Annotated in this window: 12 protein-coding genes and 1 tRNA gene; 4 read left to right on the top strand and 9 right to left on the bottom strand. The window is 41.4% G+C overall.

Features of this window, described 5'->3' with window-relative positions; all coding sequences use genetic code 11:
* Window positions 1-147: 147 nt before the first annotated feature.
* Both HXT34_RS00245 and rlmB read right to left on the bottom strand, forming a co-directional pair.
* On the bottom strand, window positions 148-1914 hold the full coding sequence (locus HXT34_RS00245; RefSeq protein ID WP_421784879.1) for an ABC transporter ATP-binding protein: 1767 nt from the start codon (window positions 1912-1914) through the stop codon (window positions 148-150).
* Window positions 1911-2909 (bottom strand): 23S rRNA (guanosine(2251)-2'-O)-methyltransferase RlmB, encoded by a 999-nt coding sequence (gene rlmB / locus HXT34_RS00240; RefSeq protein WP_004106172.1) that lies wholly within the window; start codon window positions 2907-2909, stop codon window positions 1911-1913. Before rlmB ends, HXT34_RS00245 begins: the two co-directional genes overlap by 4 nt.
* A 228-nt stretch (window positions 2910-3137) precedes the next feature.
* Here rlmB and HXT34_RS00235 point away from each other — a divergent pair, with 228 nt between their 5' ends.
* The 3 genes from HXT34_RS00235 to trpB all read left to right on the top strand — a co-directional run bounded on the left by HXT34_RS00235 (window position 3138) and on the right by trpB (window position 8722).
* Window positions 3138-6128 (top strand): cation-translocating P-type ATPase, encoded by a 2991-nt coding sequence (locus HXT34_RS00235; protein WP_421784877.1) that lies wholly within the window; start codon window positions 3138-3140, stop codon window positions 6126-6128.
* A gap of 242 nt (window positions 6129-6370) precedes the next feature.
* The gene (gene dcd, locus HXT34_RS00230; RefSeq protein ID WP_004109442.1) at window positions 6371-6952 is read left to right on the top strand and encodes a dCTP deaminase; all 582 of its coding nucleotides are present in this window, start codon (window positions 6371-6373) and stop codon (window positions 6950-6952) included.
* 576 nt (window positions 6953-7528) lie between these two features.
* Window positions 7529-8722: a tryptophan synthase subunit beta gene (trpB, locus tag HXT34_RS00225; protein ID WP_415683131.1), complete on the top strand. Its 1194-nt coding sequence runs from the start codon at window positions 7529-7531 to the stop codon at window positions 8720-8722.
* A gap of 163 nt (window positions 8723-8885) precedes the next feature.
* Here trpB and HXT34_RS00220 read toward each other — a convergent pair whose 3' ends face one another.
* From HXT34_RS00220 to ahpC, 3 genes are all read right to left on the bottom strand, one after another.
* Window positions 8886-9788 (bottom strand): LysR substrate-binding domain-containing protein, encoded by a 903-nt coding sequence (locus HXT34_RS00220; protein ID WP_415687609.1) that lies wholly within the window; start codon window positions 9786-9788, stop codon window positions 8886-8888.
* Window positions 9789-9830: 42 nt separating this feature from the next.
* Complete coding sequence (gene ahpF, locus HXT34_RS00215; protein WP_421784874.1) at window positions 9831-11504, bottom strand: alkyl hydroperoxide reductase subunit F; 1674 nt, start codon at window positions 11502-11504, stop codon at window positions 9831-9833.
* 134 nt (window positions 11505-11638) lie between these two features.
* Entirely contained in the window at window positions 11639-12202 is a 564-nt protein-coding gene (gene ahpC / locus HXT34_RS00210) for an alkyl hydroperoxide reductase subunit C (protein WP_421784872.1), read from the bottom strand.
* Between the two features lie 361 nt (window positions 12203-12563).
* On the opposite strand from ahpC, the gene HXT34_RS00205 reads away from it, so the two are divergent.
* On the top strand, window positions 12564-13742 hold the full coding sequence (locus HXT34_RS00205) for a lipase family protein (RefSeq protein ID WP_421784870.1): 1179 nt from the start codon (window positions 12564-12566) through the stop codon (window positions 13740-13742).
* A gap of 282 nt (window positions 13743-14024) precedes the next feature.
* On the opposite strand, the gene HXT34_RS00200 is transcribed toward HXT34_RS00205, so the two are convergent.
* The 4 genes from HXT34_RS00200 to HXT34_RS00185 all read right to left on the bottom strand — a co-directional run bounded on the left by HXT34_RS00200 (window position 14025) and on the right by HXT34_RS00185 (window position 19247).
* A tRNA-Gly gene (locus HXT34_RS00200) sits at window positions 14025-14098 on the bottom strand.
* A 128-nt stretch (window positions 14099-14226) separates the two neighbouring features.
* Window positions 14227-15114, bottom strand: a complete 888-nt coding sequence (locus HXT34_RS00195; RefSeq protein ID WP_421784868.1) for a M48 family metalloprotease — start codon at window positions 15112-15114, stop codon at window positions 14227-14229.
* 96 nt (window positions 15115-15210) lie between these two features.
* Window positions 15211-16689, bottom strand: coding sequence for an FAD-dependent oxidoreductase (locus tag HXT34_RS00190; RefSeq protein ID WP_421784866.1), 1479 nt, complete (start codon window positions 16687-16689; stop codon window positions 15211-15213).
* A gap of 308 nt (window positions 16690-16997) precedes the next feature.
* A complete protein-coding gene (locus HXT34_RS00185) occupies window positions 16998-19247 on the bottom strand; it encodes a heavy metal translocating P-type ATPase (RefSeq protein ID WP_421784864.1) in 2250 nt (749 codons plus the stop codon).
* Between the last annotated feature and the right edge of the window lie 37 nt (window positions 19248-19284).

Raw genomic sequence — 19284 nt, 5'->3', positions numbered from 1 at the left:
GTTTTACTATTAAAAAGTAAAACATTGTAATAAAAATGCCCCTAAATAAGTTACTCAACTTACGCAGGGGCATTTTCATAATGTAATTAAATATACTCAAATATACTTAAATGTATTTAAATATATTTAAATGTTTACATAAATGCGCTAATTATTTTTACGCTCGTATACAATAATTCTTCCTTCTGAGGTTCTTGCTTTCCAAGATGATTTTGTTTTAGCAATAGTACGCTCAGTGTAATGGTCAATATTGTAATTTAACGAAACAAAGTAATACCAAGGTTTGCTTGATTCCGTAACGAAGAATTCTGGCTCTTTCTTTGCCTTGCAAACAGCCATTTCATTTGATGCTTGTTCTTTAGATGGTCGCTCATTTGTAATAAACGAGCTATTCTTATAACTGCAATCAATAAGATTCTTTGAGAAATAAGGATTTGCTGTAATAAGCTGCCACGAGTATTGATGAATATCTTCAAATTCCGGGACGATAACATTACCTTGCTTATCGGTTTTTTCGTCCTGATGCAGCCAAGACGTTACGAATCGCTTATTTTCAGCATGATTTTGCTTAATAAATTGCGCAAGTGCACGCGAGCCTGAATAGTCGAATCGAATATCATTAACGCAAGAATACGCGTTCCAAACTAAGCTTGGGTACAATAAAACAACAGTAATAATGCCAGCAATAACTTTGCTTCCGGCAGATTTACTTGCAGATTTACTATTGCTATTTTCAGTTTTATTTGTATTTTTATTCTCAGCTTTGAATAACCTAAAAATAATCGTCGGCATATCTTTAGATTCCAGTGGCTTACGCGCAATGCACATCCAAAGTTGAGCTACGAAGAATGCAAAAACGATTCCTACGTGATGCAAAGTGAAATACTGCGTAGCAACTACTGCAAAAGTCAAGTAAGGGAGTATCAAAGAAACAAGCATGCCCCTTCGATAAGCAATTCTTATAGCGAAAGCCCATATTAAAATCGAAATAATAACGCAAATAATTGCGGAAGGTATGCTTAGTGTGAGTCTACGTAAAGAAACATCTCCTGCAAATTGAGTGAACATGCTTTCTGATGGCATGACGAAAATAAACGACAAGAATTGCGTAAGAGAAGAATTTCCGTCGAATGTTTCACGTGACGCAAAAGCGTTAGAAGCAGGCCAAATGCAAATAATGCTTGCAATTCCGACTAAAGCAAGGATTATCCAGCTCACTAATCTGTTAACATTAGAGAATACTTCAGCGAAAGCTTTTCTAATTCCTGCAGATTTTGCAACTCGCCAAATCCAAGCCAAAGCAAAACCTGCTGCTAAAGCAATGCCGTACGCGCTGATTGCACATAAAAGTACAAGACTTAAAGCGAGTTTCCAAGTATCAGAAGGTTTAGAATCAGATTGTTTCCAATAATGCGCAACCATGAACAAAGCCGTGCAAAGAAGAGCATACGGACGAGACGTAACGCCATATTGGAAGCACAAAAAATACGTAAACGGAAGCAAAAATACAGCTAATTTACTAAAAGGCGCGCGGAAAATAAGCCAACCGCCCAAAAGCGCAGTGCATAAAATCTGCACGCCTTTAAGACCAATTTCGTATGGCACTCCTGTTTTTGCCGGGATTGAAAGAAGCAAAGTCCAAAGAGGTGGATGACCCTCATAATGTGGACGAAGAGTTAACAAATCAGCAAACGAAGAATCGCGCGCAATAAGCCAACTTTGAGCTTCATCGAACCAAGGCTCATGGAAGCACATCACTACTACAACAACAGCAATGTACGCAATAAAAATAAGCGCGCGCACATGCTTTACGAACCATAGCTTATTAGAAATATTTAAATTTTTAGTCGTATTCGTAGTTGCAGTTGCGTATGTAGTAATTGCATTCGCATTCGCAGTAGCATTTTCGCTCATAGTTGTTCTGTTTTCGCAGCCAAACGACGAGCGTTAGCAACAGCGTACAAACTAATTCCTGCTGCAACCGAAGCGTTAAGAGATTCAACTGCACTAGAAATTGGGATTCCAGCAATTGCATCGCACGCTTCTCGCGTAAGACGACTCATGCCCTTGCCTTCGGAGCCGAGCACAACAACTAACGGGTCAGTTTCAAAGCCAGTTTCTCCAACAAGCTTATCGCCTCCGCCATCAAGACCAATTGCATACCATCCGCGCTCACGCAAACTTTGAATTGCCTTATTTAAATTCACAACTCGAGCAACAGGCAAATGAGCTGCAGCACCGGCAGAAACCTTCCAAGCGGCAGCAGTTACGGAAGCACTTCTGCGCTCAGGCAAAATTACACCATTAGCACCAAAAGCTGCTGCAGAACGAATAACAGCACCCAAATTTTGAGGATCTGTAACGCCATCCAAAGCAATAAATAGTGGTCGAGCATTAATGCGAGCAGAATCTGAATCAGCAGCTTCCATTGCGCGCGCCTTCTTTTCAGCGCGTTCAACCAACTCTTGCAAAGAGTGATACTGGTAAGGCTGAACTTTCAAAATAATGCCCTGATGATTCGTGCTATGCGCAATACGATCCATCTCAAGACGATCTGCTTCAAGCAAGCGCAAACCCTGCATGCCTGCTAACTTAACGATTTCGCGAGTGCGATCGTCGTGCTCAATGCGATTAGCTACATACAATTGCGTACTTGGAACTCCAACTCGTAAAGCCTCTAAAGCAGCATTGCGACCAATTACCAACTCGTCTGAATCGCTACCAAGCTTATCCACTCGGCGGCGCGCAGCCAAACGAGGATCCGCAAACGTGCGCTTAATAGCAGCTTTCTTAGCAAAATAAGCTTTGTGATACACGCGATCTTCAGCCTTCGGAGTAGGCCCTTTTCCGCGTAAAGCATTGCGATGTTTTCCACCCGACCCCTTGGTCGGTCCTTTTTTCGTAGTCATACTCCTATTCTCACATGCCCCCGAGGCATTGCTATTAATAGCTTTTTGAATCCGGTAAAGTTTGCTGATTCTAAGCTCGGCGCGTTGTATGGCATAATAGAACGGTACTTAATTGTTGCAAACTATTGCAATATTCCACAACCGCGCAATAGTTACAATACGAAGCGCCAAAAATAGCGTTAGCATTGCGATTATTGACTACTCCGCGGCACTCCCAAGGGGGAAGATATGGTTGATCACGCTCTTGATCAATCCAATAAAACAGCTGACTCTTCAGCTAATAGCAAAGATCCATCATTGTGTGATGTTCAACAAGTAGCTAAATCGCTTAACGTAGATATTTCATGCGGTTTAAGTTCTGAGGAAGCTGCAAAAAGACTTGATCAATTCGGTCCGAATGCGCTTGCTGCTGCTCCTAAAATTCCAGCATGGAAACGATTCCTTGATCAATTTAAAGATCCGCTCGTTTACTTGCTTATTGCAGCAACTATTATTTCTGCAATTGCGTGGTTTGTTGAGCGCGCACAACATAAAGGAAACAGCGGTGGAGAGATTCTTCCGTTTGATTCAATCGTAATTATCATTATTTTGATTGCAAACGCAGTTCTTGGCTACATTCAAGAGTCGCGCGCAGAAGAAGCAGTCGAAGCTTTAGCTAGAATGAGCGCTCCGCAAACTTCAGTTTTGCGCGATGGTAGCGTTGTGCGCATTAATACTGCAGAAGTTGTTCCTGGAGATATTCTTGTGCTTGGCGAAGGCGATGCTGTGTCTGCAGACGGTCGACTTATAGCAGCAGCCTCCTTACGCGTAGCAGAAGCAAGCCTTACAGGAGAATCTGTAGCAGTAAGCAAACGTCCGAATACACTTTCGTCTGCAAAAGCTTTAGGCGATCGTACAAACATGGTTTTCAACGGAACTGCTGTTACGCAAGGAACCGGTCGCGCTGTAGTCACCTCTACAGGCATGCGCACGCAAGTTGGCAAAATCGCGGATATGCTTTCAAAATCAGATGACGAAGCAACACCTCTCGAAAAAGAAATGGTACACGTTTCCAAAGTTCTTGGAATTGCGGTGTGCATTATTGCTGCTGTTGTTCTTGCCTCCATGTGGCTGATTGAAGGCTTCCACAGCATTCAAGATATTATTGATTCTCTGCTGCTTTCTGTTTCACTAGCTGTTGCTGCTGTTCCAGAAGGTTTAGCGGCGATTTTGACAGTAGTTCTTGCGCTTGGCGTGCAACGAATGGTGAAGCATCATGCTGTTGTAAAAAAGCTTTCATCCGTAGAAACACTTGGTTCTGCTTCTGTTATTTGCTCCGATAAAACAGGCACCTTAACTCGAAACGAGATGACTGTTGAACGCGTAATAACACCTAGCGGCGAAGTTCAGCTTACGGGAAGCGGTTACAAGCCTGAAGGACGCATGATATTAATTGGTTCTGCGGACGCAGATTTAGCAGTGCCACAAAATCTTGCTACAGAAGTATTAGGCGCGTTAGGCTCCGGATGTTTAGCTAACGACGGCGATTTGCATTATGACGAAACTACTAAAAGTTGGCAGCCTGTAGGAGACCCTACAGAAGTTTCGCTAGTAGTAGCAGCGCGTAAAACAAAAGCAGACAAACGTTACGCTCATTTGACTCGAGTTGCGGAAGTACCTTTTACTTCTGAACGCAAACGTATGTCTGTTGTTGTTAAAGATGGGTCTGATTCCGGAAATCTGATCGTCTGCGCTAAAGGTGCCCCAGACGTGCTGCTTTCTTATTGCACGCGTATTGCAGTAGCTGGTGCCGTGCGTCCGCTTACTGACGGCGATCGCGAAGATATTTTGGCAACTGTTGAACGTCTTTCAGGAGAAGCCTACCGAACGCTTGGAATGGCTTATAGGCCACTTGGAGTCGATAGTCTTTCAAAAGTTGATGGCATGGTTTCTAACGCTGCAGGTCAAATCGCAGACGTTGCGGAACAAAGTGACGTACTAGAATCTGATTTGATTTGGAACGGCATGGTTGGAATTATTGATCCTCCGCGAATTGAAGTTCGAGATAGTGTAGCTCAAGCTCATCGCGCTGGAATCCGCACTGTTATGATTACAGGCGATCATCCTCTTACGGCTACGCGTATTGCTCGAGATCTTGGAATTATTGGAAAAGATGAGCATGCACTTACAGGCGACGAACTTGACGAGTTGCTCTCACGCGACGACGACAACATTGCTTTTGACGAAGCGATCAGTAAAACTAGCGTGTACGCGCGAGTAGCTCCTGAGCACAAGTTAGCTATCGTTTCTTCGCTTCAACGTCAAGGAAACATTGTTGCTATGACTGGTGACGGCGTGAACGACGCTCCTGCAGTAAAATCTGCCGATATTGGCGTAGCAATGGGCATTACTGGTACAGAAGTAACTAAAGAGTCCGCCAAGATGATTTTGGCTGACGATAACTTCTCTACAATTGTTGCAGCAGTGCGCGAAGGTCGCGGAATTTTCGACAATATTCGTAAATTCTTGCGATACTTGCTCAGTTCTAACGTTGGCGAAGTTTGTACTGTTTTCGGTGGCGTTGTTTTTGCTGGCGCACTGGGAATTACACAGCCAAACTCTGTTGGCGTGACTTTGCCTTTGCTTGCAACCCAGCTTTTGTGGATTAACTTGCTTACAGATGCAGCTCCTGCACTCGCGATGGGCGTTGATCCGCAAACTGACGACGTAATGGATAGAAAACCTCGAAAACTTACCGATAGCGTTATTGACCGACGAATGTGGGGAGATATTGTATTCATTGGCATAATCATGGCTGCTATCACTTTAATCGGCATGGATATGCATTTGGCAGGCGGATTCTTTACGGACCGTTCTGTTGGAATTATGGATCACGCTGCTCAGCTTACTCACGCTCGCACAATGGGCTTCACAATTCTTGTGTTTGCGCAAATGCTGAATGCGTTAGCATCTCGTTCAGACTCGCAAAGCGTATTTGTAGGCTTATTTGCAAATCGTTGGCTTTGGGGTGCTATAGCAGTTTCCGTTGTGCTCCAGTTGGCTGTAATTTACATACCGTTCTTGAACGAGCCATTTGGCACTGTTCCTTTGAGCGTAATGGAATGGTTCGAATGCCTCGGTCTTTCAATGGTCGTGTTAATTGCTTCCGAATTGCGTAAATGCGTGCTTCGTTTCATTGCAAAACGTAAAGCAGCAAACGCCTTAACTATTGCCGCTTAATAAAATACATTATTAAGCTGTTTTGCAAATACGCGGTACAGTACGTAGTTTTTTACATAACCTACGTTTCTGTGCCGCGTTTTGTGTTTTTATTTTCTATAAAATTTTTTGCAGTCAATCACAGACCGCGGCACGCGCTACAATTGTGCGTATTGTATTTTTCGCGCAAAATAGCAATAAATATTTCGTGCGAACAATGAAGTTGCTGATGTATAAGCTTTATTGCAAGGAGATTTGACGTCATGCTGTTGTCTGATCACGACATTCTCAAAGCTCATGATGAGGGTCACATTGATTTGACCCCGTGGACCCCGGAAATGGTACAGCCAGCGTCAATTGACGTGCGCCTCGACCGTTTCTTCCGATTATTTAACAATCATGCTTACACGTATGTTGATCCTGCAGAAAATCAGGGAGAACTTACAGAACAGTTCGAGGTAGCTCCTGACGAGCCATGGATTCTTCATCCTGGAGAGTTCGCACTCGGTGCTACGTGGGAATATGTAAAACTTGACGCTACTATTGCTGCACGTTTGGAAGGCAAAAGCTCGCTTGGTCGTCTTGGTATTTTGACACATTCCACAGCTGGCTTCATCGATCCAGGTTTCGAAGGTCATATTACTTTGGAACTTTCAAACGTTAGCACTTTACCAGTTAAACTTTGGCCTGGCATGAAAATTGGTCAAATGTGCTTCTTCCAGTTAAGCTCACCATGTGAAAACCCATACGGTTCAGCTGTTAACGGATCACACTATCAAGGTCAGCGCGGTCCAACTCCGTCGCGTTCGTATGAGCATTTCTATCGTGCTGATTTAAGCGAATAATATTTTTAGAAAAATGATTCCGTTTTCAGAAAATTAATTCCTAAAATAGCAAGATTTAGAAGAAAAGTATATAATTCTCAGGTAATTATCAGTTAGCGTTACTGTTCTGCTCAGAATAGTGTGATTATATAATATTGTCGACAAAAAGACAGGTGCAGAGCACCTAAAACTTATTCTTTTCTTCTCTCCTTTATTTCCCCGGCGCATAGACGCCGGGGTTAAATTTTTTCTGCACGAAACGCCGAATTAACACTAAAAGGTTGACATTGTCACGGCTACGGCTAAACTTGTGCAACAAGATTGGAGGTTGATGAACATGAATACTCGTTTCTGGCGCAGCTGGCGTAGTTAAAAGCGAGTTCACATATCGGTGTGGGCTTGCTGATTTTAAACAATCAACGGGGCTATGCCGGATTCATCATCAACGTTATTTGAGCTGAATGGCATATAAGCTGCCATCCAGCTTTTTTGTTATCTGAGCACACGCCCTTCAAATTTACAAAATAATCAACACAACAAATAACAAATAACAAACCTAATGCCGATTTTCTCGGCACACACAAGAAGGGCAAAATTATGGTAAACGCAGTTGAACAAAACATGTATTACGGCGAATTTGGCGGACAGTACGTACCAGATATGATTCGTCCAGCACTCGACGCAGTAGCAGAAGCTTACTTACAATACAAAGACGATCCAGAGTTCCGCAATGAATTAGCTGGATTATTAAAAGATTACGACGGTCGCGAAACGCCTTTATACTACGCTGAATCTTTCACAAAATATTTAGGCGGCGCAAAAGTGTATTTAAAGCGCGAAGATTTAAACCATCTCGGCGCTCATAAAATGAACAATGTTCTCGGACAAATTTTACTCGCTCAGCGCATGGGTAAAAAGCGCATTATTGCTGAAACTGGAGCCGGTCAGCATGGTGTTGCCACTGCTGCTGCAGCAGCACGATTCGGCATGGAATGCGAAATTTTTATGGGCGCGCTTGATTGTGAACGCCAAAAACTTAACGTTTTTAGAATGACTTTGCTCGGCGCAAAAGTTCATGCTGTTCAAGAAGGCACAAAAACTTTAAAAGATGCTGTAACTGCAGCATTTATGGATTATGCACAACACTTGGATGATACCTTCTACATCGTTGGTTCCGCAGTGGGACCTTACCCTTATCCACAAATGGTTCGCGATTTTCAAAGCGTTATTAGCAAAGAGTCGAGAAGGCAGATCCTAGAAAAAGAAGGCAGATTACCGAATGCTGTAATTGCTTGCATTGGTGGCGGTTCTAATGCAATTGGTTCTTTTGCAGCATATATTGATGATCCGTCTGTACGATTGATTGGTGCTGAAGGCGCAGGTAAAGGCGCTGATACTCCTCAAAATGCTGCTACTATGACGAATGGAAAAATTGGCATTACGGACGGCATGAAAACTTATGTTCTTATGGATGATGACGGTAACGAGCTTCCAGCCTACTCTATTTCTGCAGGATTGGATTATCCTGGAGTCGGTCCAGAACATTCATATTTAAAGGATTCTGGTCGCGCAGAATACTACGCAATCACTGATGATGAAGCAGTCCAAGCTTTCCGCGCACTTTCTAGAGTTGAAGGAATCATCCCAGCTTTGGAAAGCTCACACGCAATAGCACAAGCTATGAAGATGGTTCCAAAGATGAGTAAGGATGACATTGTTTTAGTAACAGTTTCCGGCCGTGGAGATAAGGATGTAAATCAAGTAGCACGCTATCTTGGCATTGAATTATAAATCATTAATTTAGCAACAAATAAAACATAGCGAATAAAACGAGGCAGATAATTCTCAAAATAAAGTGAGAATAAAAGAAAAGTAAGAGAAGAAGAATATGGCACTTCTGTAGCTAACTTAGCAAACAGAAGTGCCTATTTTTATTTTTAAGCAGAATTCCTACTTATTTTTTATGCAAATCAGAGCATGCTGAACTAATTATTTTGCACAATCCTTCCATAATTCTGTCTACTGGAGAAGCTGCGCGCCAATTCAAATATAGTGATCGATAAGGTTTAGGATTCTTAAACTCACGCAACATCAAACCAGCTGGCTGCACAATTGGAGGTACAGTTGCAAGACGCGGCAATAACGTCACATCTTTGCTACCTATAACCATATATCGCAAAGTTTCTAACGATGTTGCTCTAAATTCAGATTGCTTCGCACCTACTTTTTGGCATACGTCGAGCATGCTTCTACGCATACAATGCCCATCTTCTAATAAAAGCACTTTCTGAGTAGACAAATCTGAAAGTTCAATTGGTTTACTTTCGTGTCCTAGCAAAGAATTTGTAGAAGCAGCAAGAAGAAAATCTTCGTCAAAAACATGACACACTTTTATTGAAGGAGCATTCAAACTTTCGCTTAATATAACTGCATCAACTTGACCGCTATCTAGCAAATCAATAAGTTTTGCTGATTTTTCTTCTATAAAGCGAATAGTAAGTTTTGGTTTTAAACGTCTGAGAACAGGCATAATCCGCGGAAGTAAGTATGGTCCTAATGTTGGAAACACACCCAAAACCACTGTAGATGACCATGGATCTTCTGAGCGTCTTGCAGCTTGTCGAATACGTGACATATCTGCCTGAATACGTTTAGCATAATAAACCACTTCCCTCCCAGCAGGAGTTAAGATTTGTTTTCCGGGTGTACGCTCAATAAGTTCTACGCCTAAAGTCTCTTCAAGTTTTTTAATTTGTGTTGAAAGAGTAGGCTGAGAGACGCGCATACGAGCAGCCGCCTTAGTAAAGCTTCCTTCTTGTGCAAAAGCTATTAGATATTCTAACGCTCTAATATTCATAAGACGTCTCCCCCTTGTTTATTGCATAATAAATCTTACAGATTATTTATTTTGCGTGCTGCGGATAAGATAGTCAAATGCAGACAGTGCAGCATTTGCGCCCGTTCCATACGCTGTAACGATCTGCTTATACGGTTCGTCTGAACAATCTCCAGCAGCAAAAACACCCGGAGTATCAGTGCATCCAGCGCGATTTGTAATAATTTCTCCCCGATTATTGAGAGGAATATTATTTGCAAGCCAACGAGTATTTGGAGCTAAACCAATTTGCACAAAAACCCCATCAGTTTCAACAATATGTTCTCTGTTTTCATCATTGTCTGCTTTATTGCGATCTATATAACGTATTGCAGTAACTTTACTACCATTACCTTCAATACTGCTTACTGCAGCACTTGTAATAACTTCAGTGTTAGGTAATTTATGCAAAGCATTAAGCAATACTTGATCCGCTTTAAGCACATCCATGAACTCAACCACCGTCACATGTTTTGCAACTCCTGCTAAATCGATAGCAGCTTCAACACCAGAATTTCCGCCGCCAACAACTACAACATTCTTATCTTTGAAAAGTGGACCGTCGCAATGAGGGCAGAATGATACACCTTTATTTCTATACTCATCTTCTCCTGGAATGCCCAACGTACGCCAAGTCGCGCCAGTTGCAATAATCACTGCACGCGCTTTCAAAGATCCGCCAGAACGCGCATGAATAGTATGCAACCCATATGGTTCCTTAGATAAATCGAGCGAGTCTGCCCAATCAGGAGTAAATACGTCAATATCGTATTGCGAAATATGCTTAGTTAAATCTGCTGCTAGTTGAGAACCAGTCGTATGTGTTTGGGAAATATGATTTTCAATACTTTCAGTTTCTACAACCTGACCGCCACGATGATCCATAATCATAGCCGTACGCAAGCCCTTACGAGCAGTATAAATTGCGGCAGCGGAAGCAGCAGGGCCGCCACCAACAATAACAATATCGTATGGATTTTGTGAATTCATTTTTTCTGCGAGCGCAACATTTGCCGAAGAAACGCTATTATCATTATTGCCATTCTCATTCTGCTCAACAGATTTTTCTTGGGCTGCAAGCACAGATACAAGTTCATCAATTCCTGCCCGTCCGGAGGAAATAAGTTTGCCATTTTCAAAAACTGCTGGCACACTCATTACACCGAGTTTGTCTACTTCTTCGCGGAAAGCGCTACCTTCAACTACAGTATGCTGAATTTTAGGGTTAATAATAGAAATGGTATTAAGTGATTGCACAACTTCTGGGCAATTTAAGCAAGTTACCGACATGTATGTTGTTACATTGTGTGAACCAAGCTTTAGTATTGCATTGCGCTGCGCATCACTAATTTTTGGCGCATATCCACTTACTTGTAGAAGCGCTAGTACTAAAGAGCTGAATTCGTGTCCTAAAGGCAATCCTGCAAAACTAACCGACACAGTAGATTCTCCATTTACTGGATTATCTAGTTTTCTGCGCAATTCAAAGCTTGGCTTACGCTTTACATTGCTAATTTCATTATTATTTACTTCAGAAATACTAATTTTGTTGCTTTGTTGAGATACTTCTTCTAACAAGGCTTTGACTTTTTGAGATGTTTCAGAATTATCAACGTAAGAAATAATTTCTATTTTAGATACCATCTTTTTTAGTAATTCTGAAAGCTGAGCAGTTAATGACGCATTCAACAAAGACATAGTTTACTTCCCTTTACAATTTTCGTCACAAGCAAAAATAAGAGAAATGCGTAGGAAACTATGAACGTAGCTCCCTACGCATTGAGATAATTCTTTAAAAATATTCTTTAATATTTAATATTTAATTGCAAAAATCAGATTTTGCCGACTAAATCGATAGAAGGTTCCAAGGTTTCTTCGCCCTGCTCCCATTTTGCTGGGCAAACTTCGCCTGGGTGCGCTGCAATATACTGTGCTGCTTTAACTTTACGAAGCAGCTCGTCTGCGTTACGACCAATTCCGTCTGCCGTCATCTCAAAGAACTGAATCATACCTTGCGGATCTACAAGGAACGTAGCACGGTGAGCTAAACCGGATTCTTGATTCCAAGCGTCAAAATTACGCGAAAGAGCGCCGGAAGGATCTCCCAACATAGTGTACTTTACTTTTGCAATTGCTTCAGAATCGTCATGCCATGCTTTGTGTACAAAATGCGTATCCGTAGAAACTGAGTAAACTTCAACGCCTAACTTTTGCAATTCTTCATAGTGATTTGCAAGATCTTCCAACTCAGTTGGGCATACAAATGAAAAATCAGCTGTATAGAAGAAGAAAATTGCCCATTTGCCAAGAACATCAGTATCGCTTACTTCAACAAATTCGCCATTCTTATAGCCATTTACTTTAAATGGAAGAATATGCGTGTTCATTAAACTCATATCATTCTCCTAAATAGGTCATTTGCGCATTCTTTGCGCTTTTATTTTCATTATTAAGAATAGATTATGACTATTAATAACTCTAGTTATATAGATGTTTTCTATGGTGCTTATACACATCGTCAATGATTTTAGTAAACAAAAAAGAAGCAACAACATTTATTTAGAAGTATGGACTTTTGTTTATGTAGACTATACAATTGAACCGTGTAGAATAGCAATTGTGGCGGCAAAATAAATTTCGATTAATTTATATAACGCGCGTAGTTAACAAAGAGGTGCTACAAATCGTAATCATAATAAGAAACAGTCGTCCTATACATTTGTTGACTACAAAACTGAACAAAATATGGGAGGTACTATGAAACGCAATGCGGTGACAGGGTTCTTAACTAGTCTGTGCATGCTCTTGAGCCTATCTGCTTTCGCAACGCCAGCAATGGCAACAACCGCAGATAATTATGCAAAAACTCCACTTACTGCTGAAACAGCTAAACAAATCGCAGATGGAACTATAGGCTTAGATTTACCTGGTGCTTTGGATATGTCTTTATATCACAAGAAGCCTCTTGATCCACAAGCTGATTTAGACGGTGACGGCTTAACTAATAGCCAGGAAATTTACACTTACACTAAAGACGGTAAGACTTATTATGGGTACAATTCTCACCCTATGATGAACGATACCGATGGCGATGGTATTCCAGATAATCAAGACAGCAATCCTCGCAGGTGGGATATTAGTCCTCGCGATATGGTTTTATTCTCTGAACTTTCTTATCGAGATGATAATTACATAACTAAGGTACTCGATTACACTAAACCGCTTCACGACATTTACAAAAACCGCAATGAGTACCGCCTTATGCACAACGAGCTTGCACCATTTTGGAAAGTTAAGGAAACCTACCACAAAAGGGGAGGATTTGATGCTGTTTTGTTTGAAAATGTAAGTCCATACCCATTCTTAGAACAAGGCACCGTTCAAGTACTAGCAATTCGTGGAACTTCCCAATTTAATGATTACGATGATGATTTTGCAATAGCTGTAGGTCATAACCCAGATCAAGCTAAAGATGTTGAACAGTTGATTGAGCGTTATGGTCGCGAAAATACTGTTAGCAATTTGTATATTACTGGACATTCCCTCGGAGGATATCTTGCACAGCGTGCTTTAATTCGTGCTAAAGGCAAAGGCTACAACTGGATTAAGAAAATTTACACATTCAATTCACCACAAATTTGGGGAAATATTTTCAACCGTTGGTTACGCGCAGTCGCCAATACTGGCAATAAGCTCACTCGAGAAGGTTACGCTGTTCATTACAAAGTAGACAACGACAAGGTTATTCGTTCTGTTGGCAATTTTGCTGGAGCTATAAGCGTCGGCAATTCTGCGCAAGGACATAGCTCTAGAAGCTATCTTGAGGCTCGTATGAACAATTTCCCAGGTTTCACCGTAGGTACTCGAGGAGATATTTCTGGCACTGGACGTTGGATGGAAGAACTTAACAACTTCTACGATGTTCGCACGTTCTAATTATTGCTAATTAATGATTATTAATTAGAACCAGCAATAGATAGCTATCTCGTGTAATTTATTAACAATAAGCTAAGCGCTGATTTACTGATGATTCATTAATATCATAAGTAACTCAGCGCTTTTTATGTAGCTTGTGTATAGGGACGACTGCTACGTCAAAAAGTACTTGACTACTCAAAACCGCTCAGAACTATTCTGGCTCAAACCCAGGCTAAGCTGCTGTAGTTTTTATACATCCAATGTACAAAAACTGCAACTTACGCAAATTTACAATATGAATGGAGCGGATGACGGGAGTCGAACCCGCCTCTGAAGCTTGGGAAGCTTCCATTCTACCGATGAACTACATCCGCATGCTGTAACTAAGCAAACTAGTTTCAACAACCATCTAAGGGTATCATGCACAGCTTACCGCTTCAACATTTAGAAATCAGTTTATAAACTCAATAAACAAGACAATCAAGTTCAACAAATAAAATATTCATGCAGCAATGCTCATTAAACGCCCAATCCTATCCTGAACAGTAGGACGCGCAGCGCACAAACGCACAAGCGCAGAAGAATTATCATTCCATGGGCAAATAATCATCAAAGAAGCAACAGCCTGCAATCCGGCAGTAGATTTCATCTCGTGAAGCTGCATGCCGTAAGTAATTTTATTAAGTGCGGAAGCAAGAGCAGCAAAATCTCCAGTAATTTCGCCACCTCCCTTATCTGCGTCAAATTCACGCGAACCGGGAATAATTGCATTGATAATAACAGAGGCAATAGGAGCGAATAAAATATTCAAAAACTTACCGATAAATTTGCAATACTTGCGAATATCACGACGATACGTATCCCCGACATAAACAAGCCAAGAACCAAGGTACGTTAATACTGTTGCTGTAGCAGTAGCCAGCGAAGAAGCGAGAATATCATGATTATAAATATGAGTTAATTCATGACCAATAACACTACGTAACTCGCGTTCGTTAAGAATATTAATCAAACCACGAGTACAACATATGCTCGCATGACGCTCACTTCTACCAGTTGCAAAAGCATTAGGACTTTCGTAAGGAGAAACCATTACTCGCGGCATAGGTTTACCAATTCGAGCAGATAAATCTCTAACCATTGCGTAAAGCACAGGCTCTTCTTCTTCACTAACTTCTGTAGCACGCATAGCAATAATCGCAAAATTACTTGAGCACCAATAAGCAAAAATGCTAAATGCGATACCAGGAATAATGAACCATATTAGTGACGAAAGACGCGAGCCAGCAAGAACCCAGCATAAGGCAAGAAAAAGCCACACAACAACAAAAAATAGTGCGGCTTTTAAGCTGCCATAGTGTATTCTCAAGCCTTTCAACATACGAGCCATCTTAATAATGCGAACTTAAATTTTTCTGAATATATACTGCGTATTTACTAACTACAAACTTAAATACTAAGTAATATTTTCAGTTTATTTAGAGCATTACTTGCTACCTAAAGCAATATTTACAAGTTCAGAAGCTGAAACAACTTTCTTTCGAGTTCTCTGCTCATTGGCTCCAAGTTCACGCTCATAAGAGTCAACTCGCTTCCAACCAGCGTAATCAATTGGTTTAATGCCCTTTTCTGCCAATAATTTATCTATAGAATTTTCATCACGATCAGGTGCGATTCGCCCAGCATCGCCAGCTTTAGATAAATCTTCAAGCATATTATTAACAATCAAAAGAGCATCAGATTTTGTAGATCCGATTAATCCTACCGGCCCACGCTTAGCCCAGCCAGTTGCATACAATCGCTCACGAACTTCGTCATTTTCTACAGACGTCACTAAGCGACCATCAATATTTGCAAGCAAAGTACGCTTTTCATCGTAAGCAATACCTGAAACTTCTGCGGGGTGGTAGCCAATGGCATGATAAACAGCTTGCACAGCGTATTCCTCGAACTCTCCAGTACGAGTCATTTTGCCATCCGCGCTTGTTACAGTTCGCTCAACTCGTATGGCCTTCACACGCCCATCTTCACCAAGAATTTCCACCGGAGCACAGTTGAAGTGGATAATATAGCGTTTGTTGGCAGGATTCCCCTCAAAATCAACGTTTCCACCATCTTCCATATCTTCAGCCATATCACGAATAGCGAAAAGCTCCTCAACCATTTGACGAGTTAGCTTATCGTTACCGGCTACTTCAATGGTCTCATCGTCCAGCTCAAAATCATCCTCGTTAATAACAATTTGCACTCCCTGCAATTTTTCCATTTCACGCAATTCTTGAACAGAGAATTTTGCTTGAGCAACTCCACGACGAATAAATAGATGCAAGGTTTGAGTTTGATTTTTTTGCAATCCCTCATACACGTCGTCTGGAATATCCGTATGAGCGCGCAAATAATCCGGGTCGCGCAAAAGCTCACGAGCAACATCCATTGCCACGTTTCCGCCACCAATAACAGCTACTTCCTTGGCTTCAAGCGGCCACGTGCGCTTGCTAGTTGGGTATCCGTCGTACCATTCTACGAATTTTGCAGCTCCGTACACTCCGTCTAAATCAGCACCCGGCACACCTCGCAATGGCCTATCTTCCACAGCGCCGGTTGCAAACAACACTGCATCGTAGCGCTCCAACAAATCTTCTAATGCAATGTCCTTACCAAATTCAACATTCGCATACAAATGGATATTTGGATTATCAAGCGTTTTTTCAAGCGCATCCGCAATAAATTTGATACTTGGATGGTCAGGAGCTACTCCATAACGCACTAAACCGAAAGGCACAGGCAACTTTTCAAAAAGATCAATGCGAGCACTAGAGCCTAATCCCAATTCTTCTCCACGCTTTGCAATCTGGCGTAAGAAGATATCGGAAGAATACACTCCTGCAGGACCTGCTCCTATTACAGCAATACGCAGTTGAGATGTTTCTTGTGAAACATTTTCGTTTAAATTATTTTTTTCCATTATTATCCCCATATTGAGCTGTATTATACGGCACTTTTCGCCGTTTTCGCGCTATTTTGCGCGGCCTACAAGCATAGGTTACCTCAATCACTCAGCAGCGTAACTGTAAAGCGTTTATATGTAATTCTTCGCTAAAAATAAGTTACGTACAAGCTTGAGCCGTTACCGTTTGCAGCTAACTCGTATGCTTTCATAATTAGACTAGCGCATTACTTCGTCTTACAACATGCTCAAACAAATAAAATACTCAAATGAATATTATTAAAGATGCCGTAATGAATATTGAAAAATATTGCCAAAAAATATTTTTATTTTCGTTCGCGCAATGCTGTTAAAGCCCACATAATAGCAACAACATCAATTGCTTCTTGCATCATTGCGCCAATAACTGCTGGGATAAAACCGAAAGCTGCAAAAATCATACTTATAATTGCCAATCCAATTCCCATCAATACTGACTGAACCATAACGCGTTTAGTATGTTTTGCTACTCTTATTGCGCTTGCAACAGAAGAAATATCGTTGTTCATAATAACTACCTGTGCGCATTCAGATGCTGCCGTATCTGTGCCATCCGTTACTGCTACGCCAATATCGGCAGCTGCAAGCACTGGAGCATCGTTTACACCATCTCCAACCATCATTGTTACAGTTGAATCTTTCTTATTTTTAGACGAATCATAAATTTCTTTTTTTACGTGCGCTAATTTATCTTGCGGAAGTAAATCTGCATATATTGTTTCAATTCCAACGCTTTTACCAATTGTTGTTGCAGCTTGCAAACTATCGCCAGTAAGAATAGATATTGAGTGAGCGCCAAGCGTGCGCAATGCGTCAATAGTTGATTTCGCGTTATCGCGCGGCACGTCTTTTAACACAATACGACCAGCTAGTACGCCGTCAAAAGAAACGTAGGTTGCCATTTCGTCTGCTTCAAGAGATTTGCCTATAGTTTGATTCGTGTTTTGCTCTGTAACGTACTTGCGTCTGCCTACACGCACTAAAATACCGTCTACAACGCCTTGAATACCCTGACCTGCAGTTTCTTTAACACTGTGCACTACAGGGTATTCTCTAACGCTAGGCAATTGCGGAGTCGAAGATGGATGCGTGCGCTCCCACAAAACTGATCCCGCTTTAGCAATACCGCCTGCAAGTATGTGCTGAGAATACGTTTCTAGCACACCTGCGAGCATCACAATTCGATCAGCTTTCTGTGCAGTATCAATTACTTCTACGTTCACAACTTGCGGCTGTTTTACAGTTAACGTGCCAGTTTTGTCGAAAAACACGTCTGTTACACGACTTAATTGCTCAAGCACATCCTGACTTTTAACAACAATTCCAAGTTTTGCTAAACGCCCAGTACCAGCCATGCACGCAACCGGCACTGCGATTAACAACGGACACGGAGTTGCCAAGACTAGCACTTGCGCAAATCGCAACACTTCACCGGAAAATCCCCAAGCAAAACCGGCAATTACAAAAGACAAAACAGTAAACGGCACAGATAGCATATCTGCAAAACGAACTACAGCTGCCCTAGAAGACCTAGCTGATTCAACCAACTGCATTATTTTTTGGTATTGAGAGTGTTCAGACAACTTAGTTACGCGCATAATAAGCACAACGCCACCATTTACGCAGCCTGAAAGCACCGAAGCTCCTGCAAACACTTCTCTAGGCACAGATTCGCCATTAATAGCACTAGTGTCAAGAGTTGCAGAACCGCTTAGTAATTCACCGTCAACTGGCACTGTTTCGCCAGGAAGCACGATAATTACGTTTCCTATCTTTAGCTCATCAACAGGAACTGTAGTGTAACGCTGCAAATTTGAGGTGATTGTTCCATCTGTAGTTGATTGCAAAAATGGGCAAATATCGCGTTTATATTCGCAATTTTGCTCTCCACTATTAGATTGCGCAGAATTAGTAACATCTACTTTTCTAAATTCATCATGCTTATACAAAGAGCACAAACTTGGCTTACATTGATTGCATTCAATACACGGTGGAACATAAGATTCATCGCAGTTTTGATTATGATTAGTCGCATTGGCACGCTGCATTTCATGCTCAAGGCCTGGCAAAGTCATAAGATGAGCAGTTTTTGGAGCTGCGCTTACTAAAAGAGATAGATTGCGCTGGGCTTTCATATGCGCAAAATCTTCAATCGCATCACCTGTAAAAACCATTACAACAATCAAATAACTTGCCCAAAATTCGCCGATACAAAGCGTTGCAAGCAATGCGACAAAAGCTAGCAAATCAATGCCTAAAGTTCCGCGCAATAAATTTTTAATCATGTTGCGCAAAGAAATAAGGCTGGTATATAAAACGAGAATAGCGATAATAGTTTTGCCAATACTAAGACTTATGGAAATATCGCAATCAATTTTTAAGAAATCAAAGATTTGCTGCGAAAGATTAGAAATTTGCTCACAAAAAGTAGTTAATATAGGCAAATTGCATGAGTAAAAAGCCGCAATAAACGGAAAAGCAAGAATTACGACTGTTAATTGAGGTGCACGACGGCAATATGCTAAAAGTTTACGCATACACTTTCCTTACGCTGATCAGGTTAACTACGCTTAA

The sequence above is a fragment of the Gardnerella sp. DNF00983 genome (assembly GCF_049244265.1).
GTDB classification, from domain to species: domain Bacteria; phylum Actinomycetota; class Actinomycetes; order Actinomycetales; family Bifidobacteriaceae; genus Bifidobacterium; species Bifidobacterium vaginale_J.
This window is presented reverse-complemented; position numbering and strand designations above follow the sequence as displayed.

What these genes read in the sequence shown, in the direction of transcription:
- HXT34_RS00245 (WP_421784879.1), bottom strand. Translation starts at nt 1,914, where the DNA reads ATGAGCGAAAATGCTACTGCGAATGCGAATGCAATTACTACATACGCA.
- rlmB (WP_004106172.1), bottom strand. Translation starts at nt 2,909, where the DNA reads ATGACTACGAAAAAAGGACCGACCAAGGGGTCGGGTGGAAAACATCGC.
- HXT34_RS00235 (WP_421784877.1), top strand. Translation starts at nt 3,138, where the DNA reads ATGGTTGATCACGCTCTTGATCAATCCAATAAAACAGCTGACTCTTCA.
- dcd (WP_004109442.1), top strand. Translation starts at nt 6,371, where the DNA reads ATGCTGTTGTCTGATCACGACATTCTCAAAGCTCATGATGAGGGTCAC.
- trpB (WP_415683131.1), top strand. Translation starts at nt 7,529, where the DNA reads ATGGTAAACGCAGTTGAACAAAACATGTATTACGGCGAATTTGGCGGA.
- HXT34_RS00220 (WP_415687609.1), bottom strand. Translation starts at nt 9,788, where the DNA reads ATGAATATTAGAGCGTTAGAATATCTAATAGCTTTTGCACAAGAAGGA.
- ahpF (WP_421784874.1), bottom strand. Translation starts at nt 11,504, where the DNA reads ATGTCTTTGTTGAATGCGTCATTAACTGCTCAGCTTTCAGAATTACTA.
- ahpC (WP_421784872.1), bottom strand. Translation starts at nt 12,202, where the DNA reads ATGAGTTTAATGAACACGCATATTCTTCCATTTAAAGTAAATGGCTAT.
- HXT34_RS00205 (WP_421784870.1), top strand. Translation starts at nt 12,564, where the DNA reads ATGAAACGCAATGCGGTGACAGGGTTCTTAACTAGTCTGTGCATGCTC.
- HXT34_RS00195 (WP_421784868.1), bottom strand. Translation starts at nt 15,114, where the DNA reads ATGGCTCGTATGTTGAAAGGCTTGAGAATACACTATGGCAGCTTAAAA.
- HXT34_RS00190 (WP_421784866.1), bottom strand. Translation starts at nt 16,689, where the DNA reads ATGGAAAAAAATAATTTAAACGAAAATGTTTCACAAGAAACATCTCAA.
- HXT34_RS00185 (WP_421784864.1), bottom strand. Translation starts at nt 19,247, where the DNA reads ATGCGTAAACTTTTAGCATATTGCCGTCGTGCACCTCAATTAACAGTC.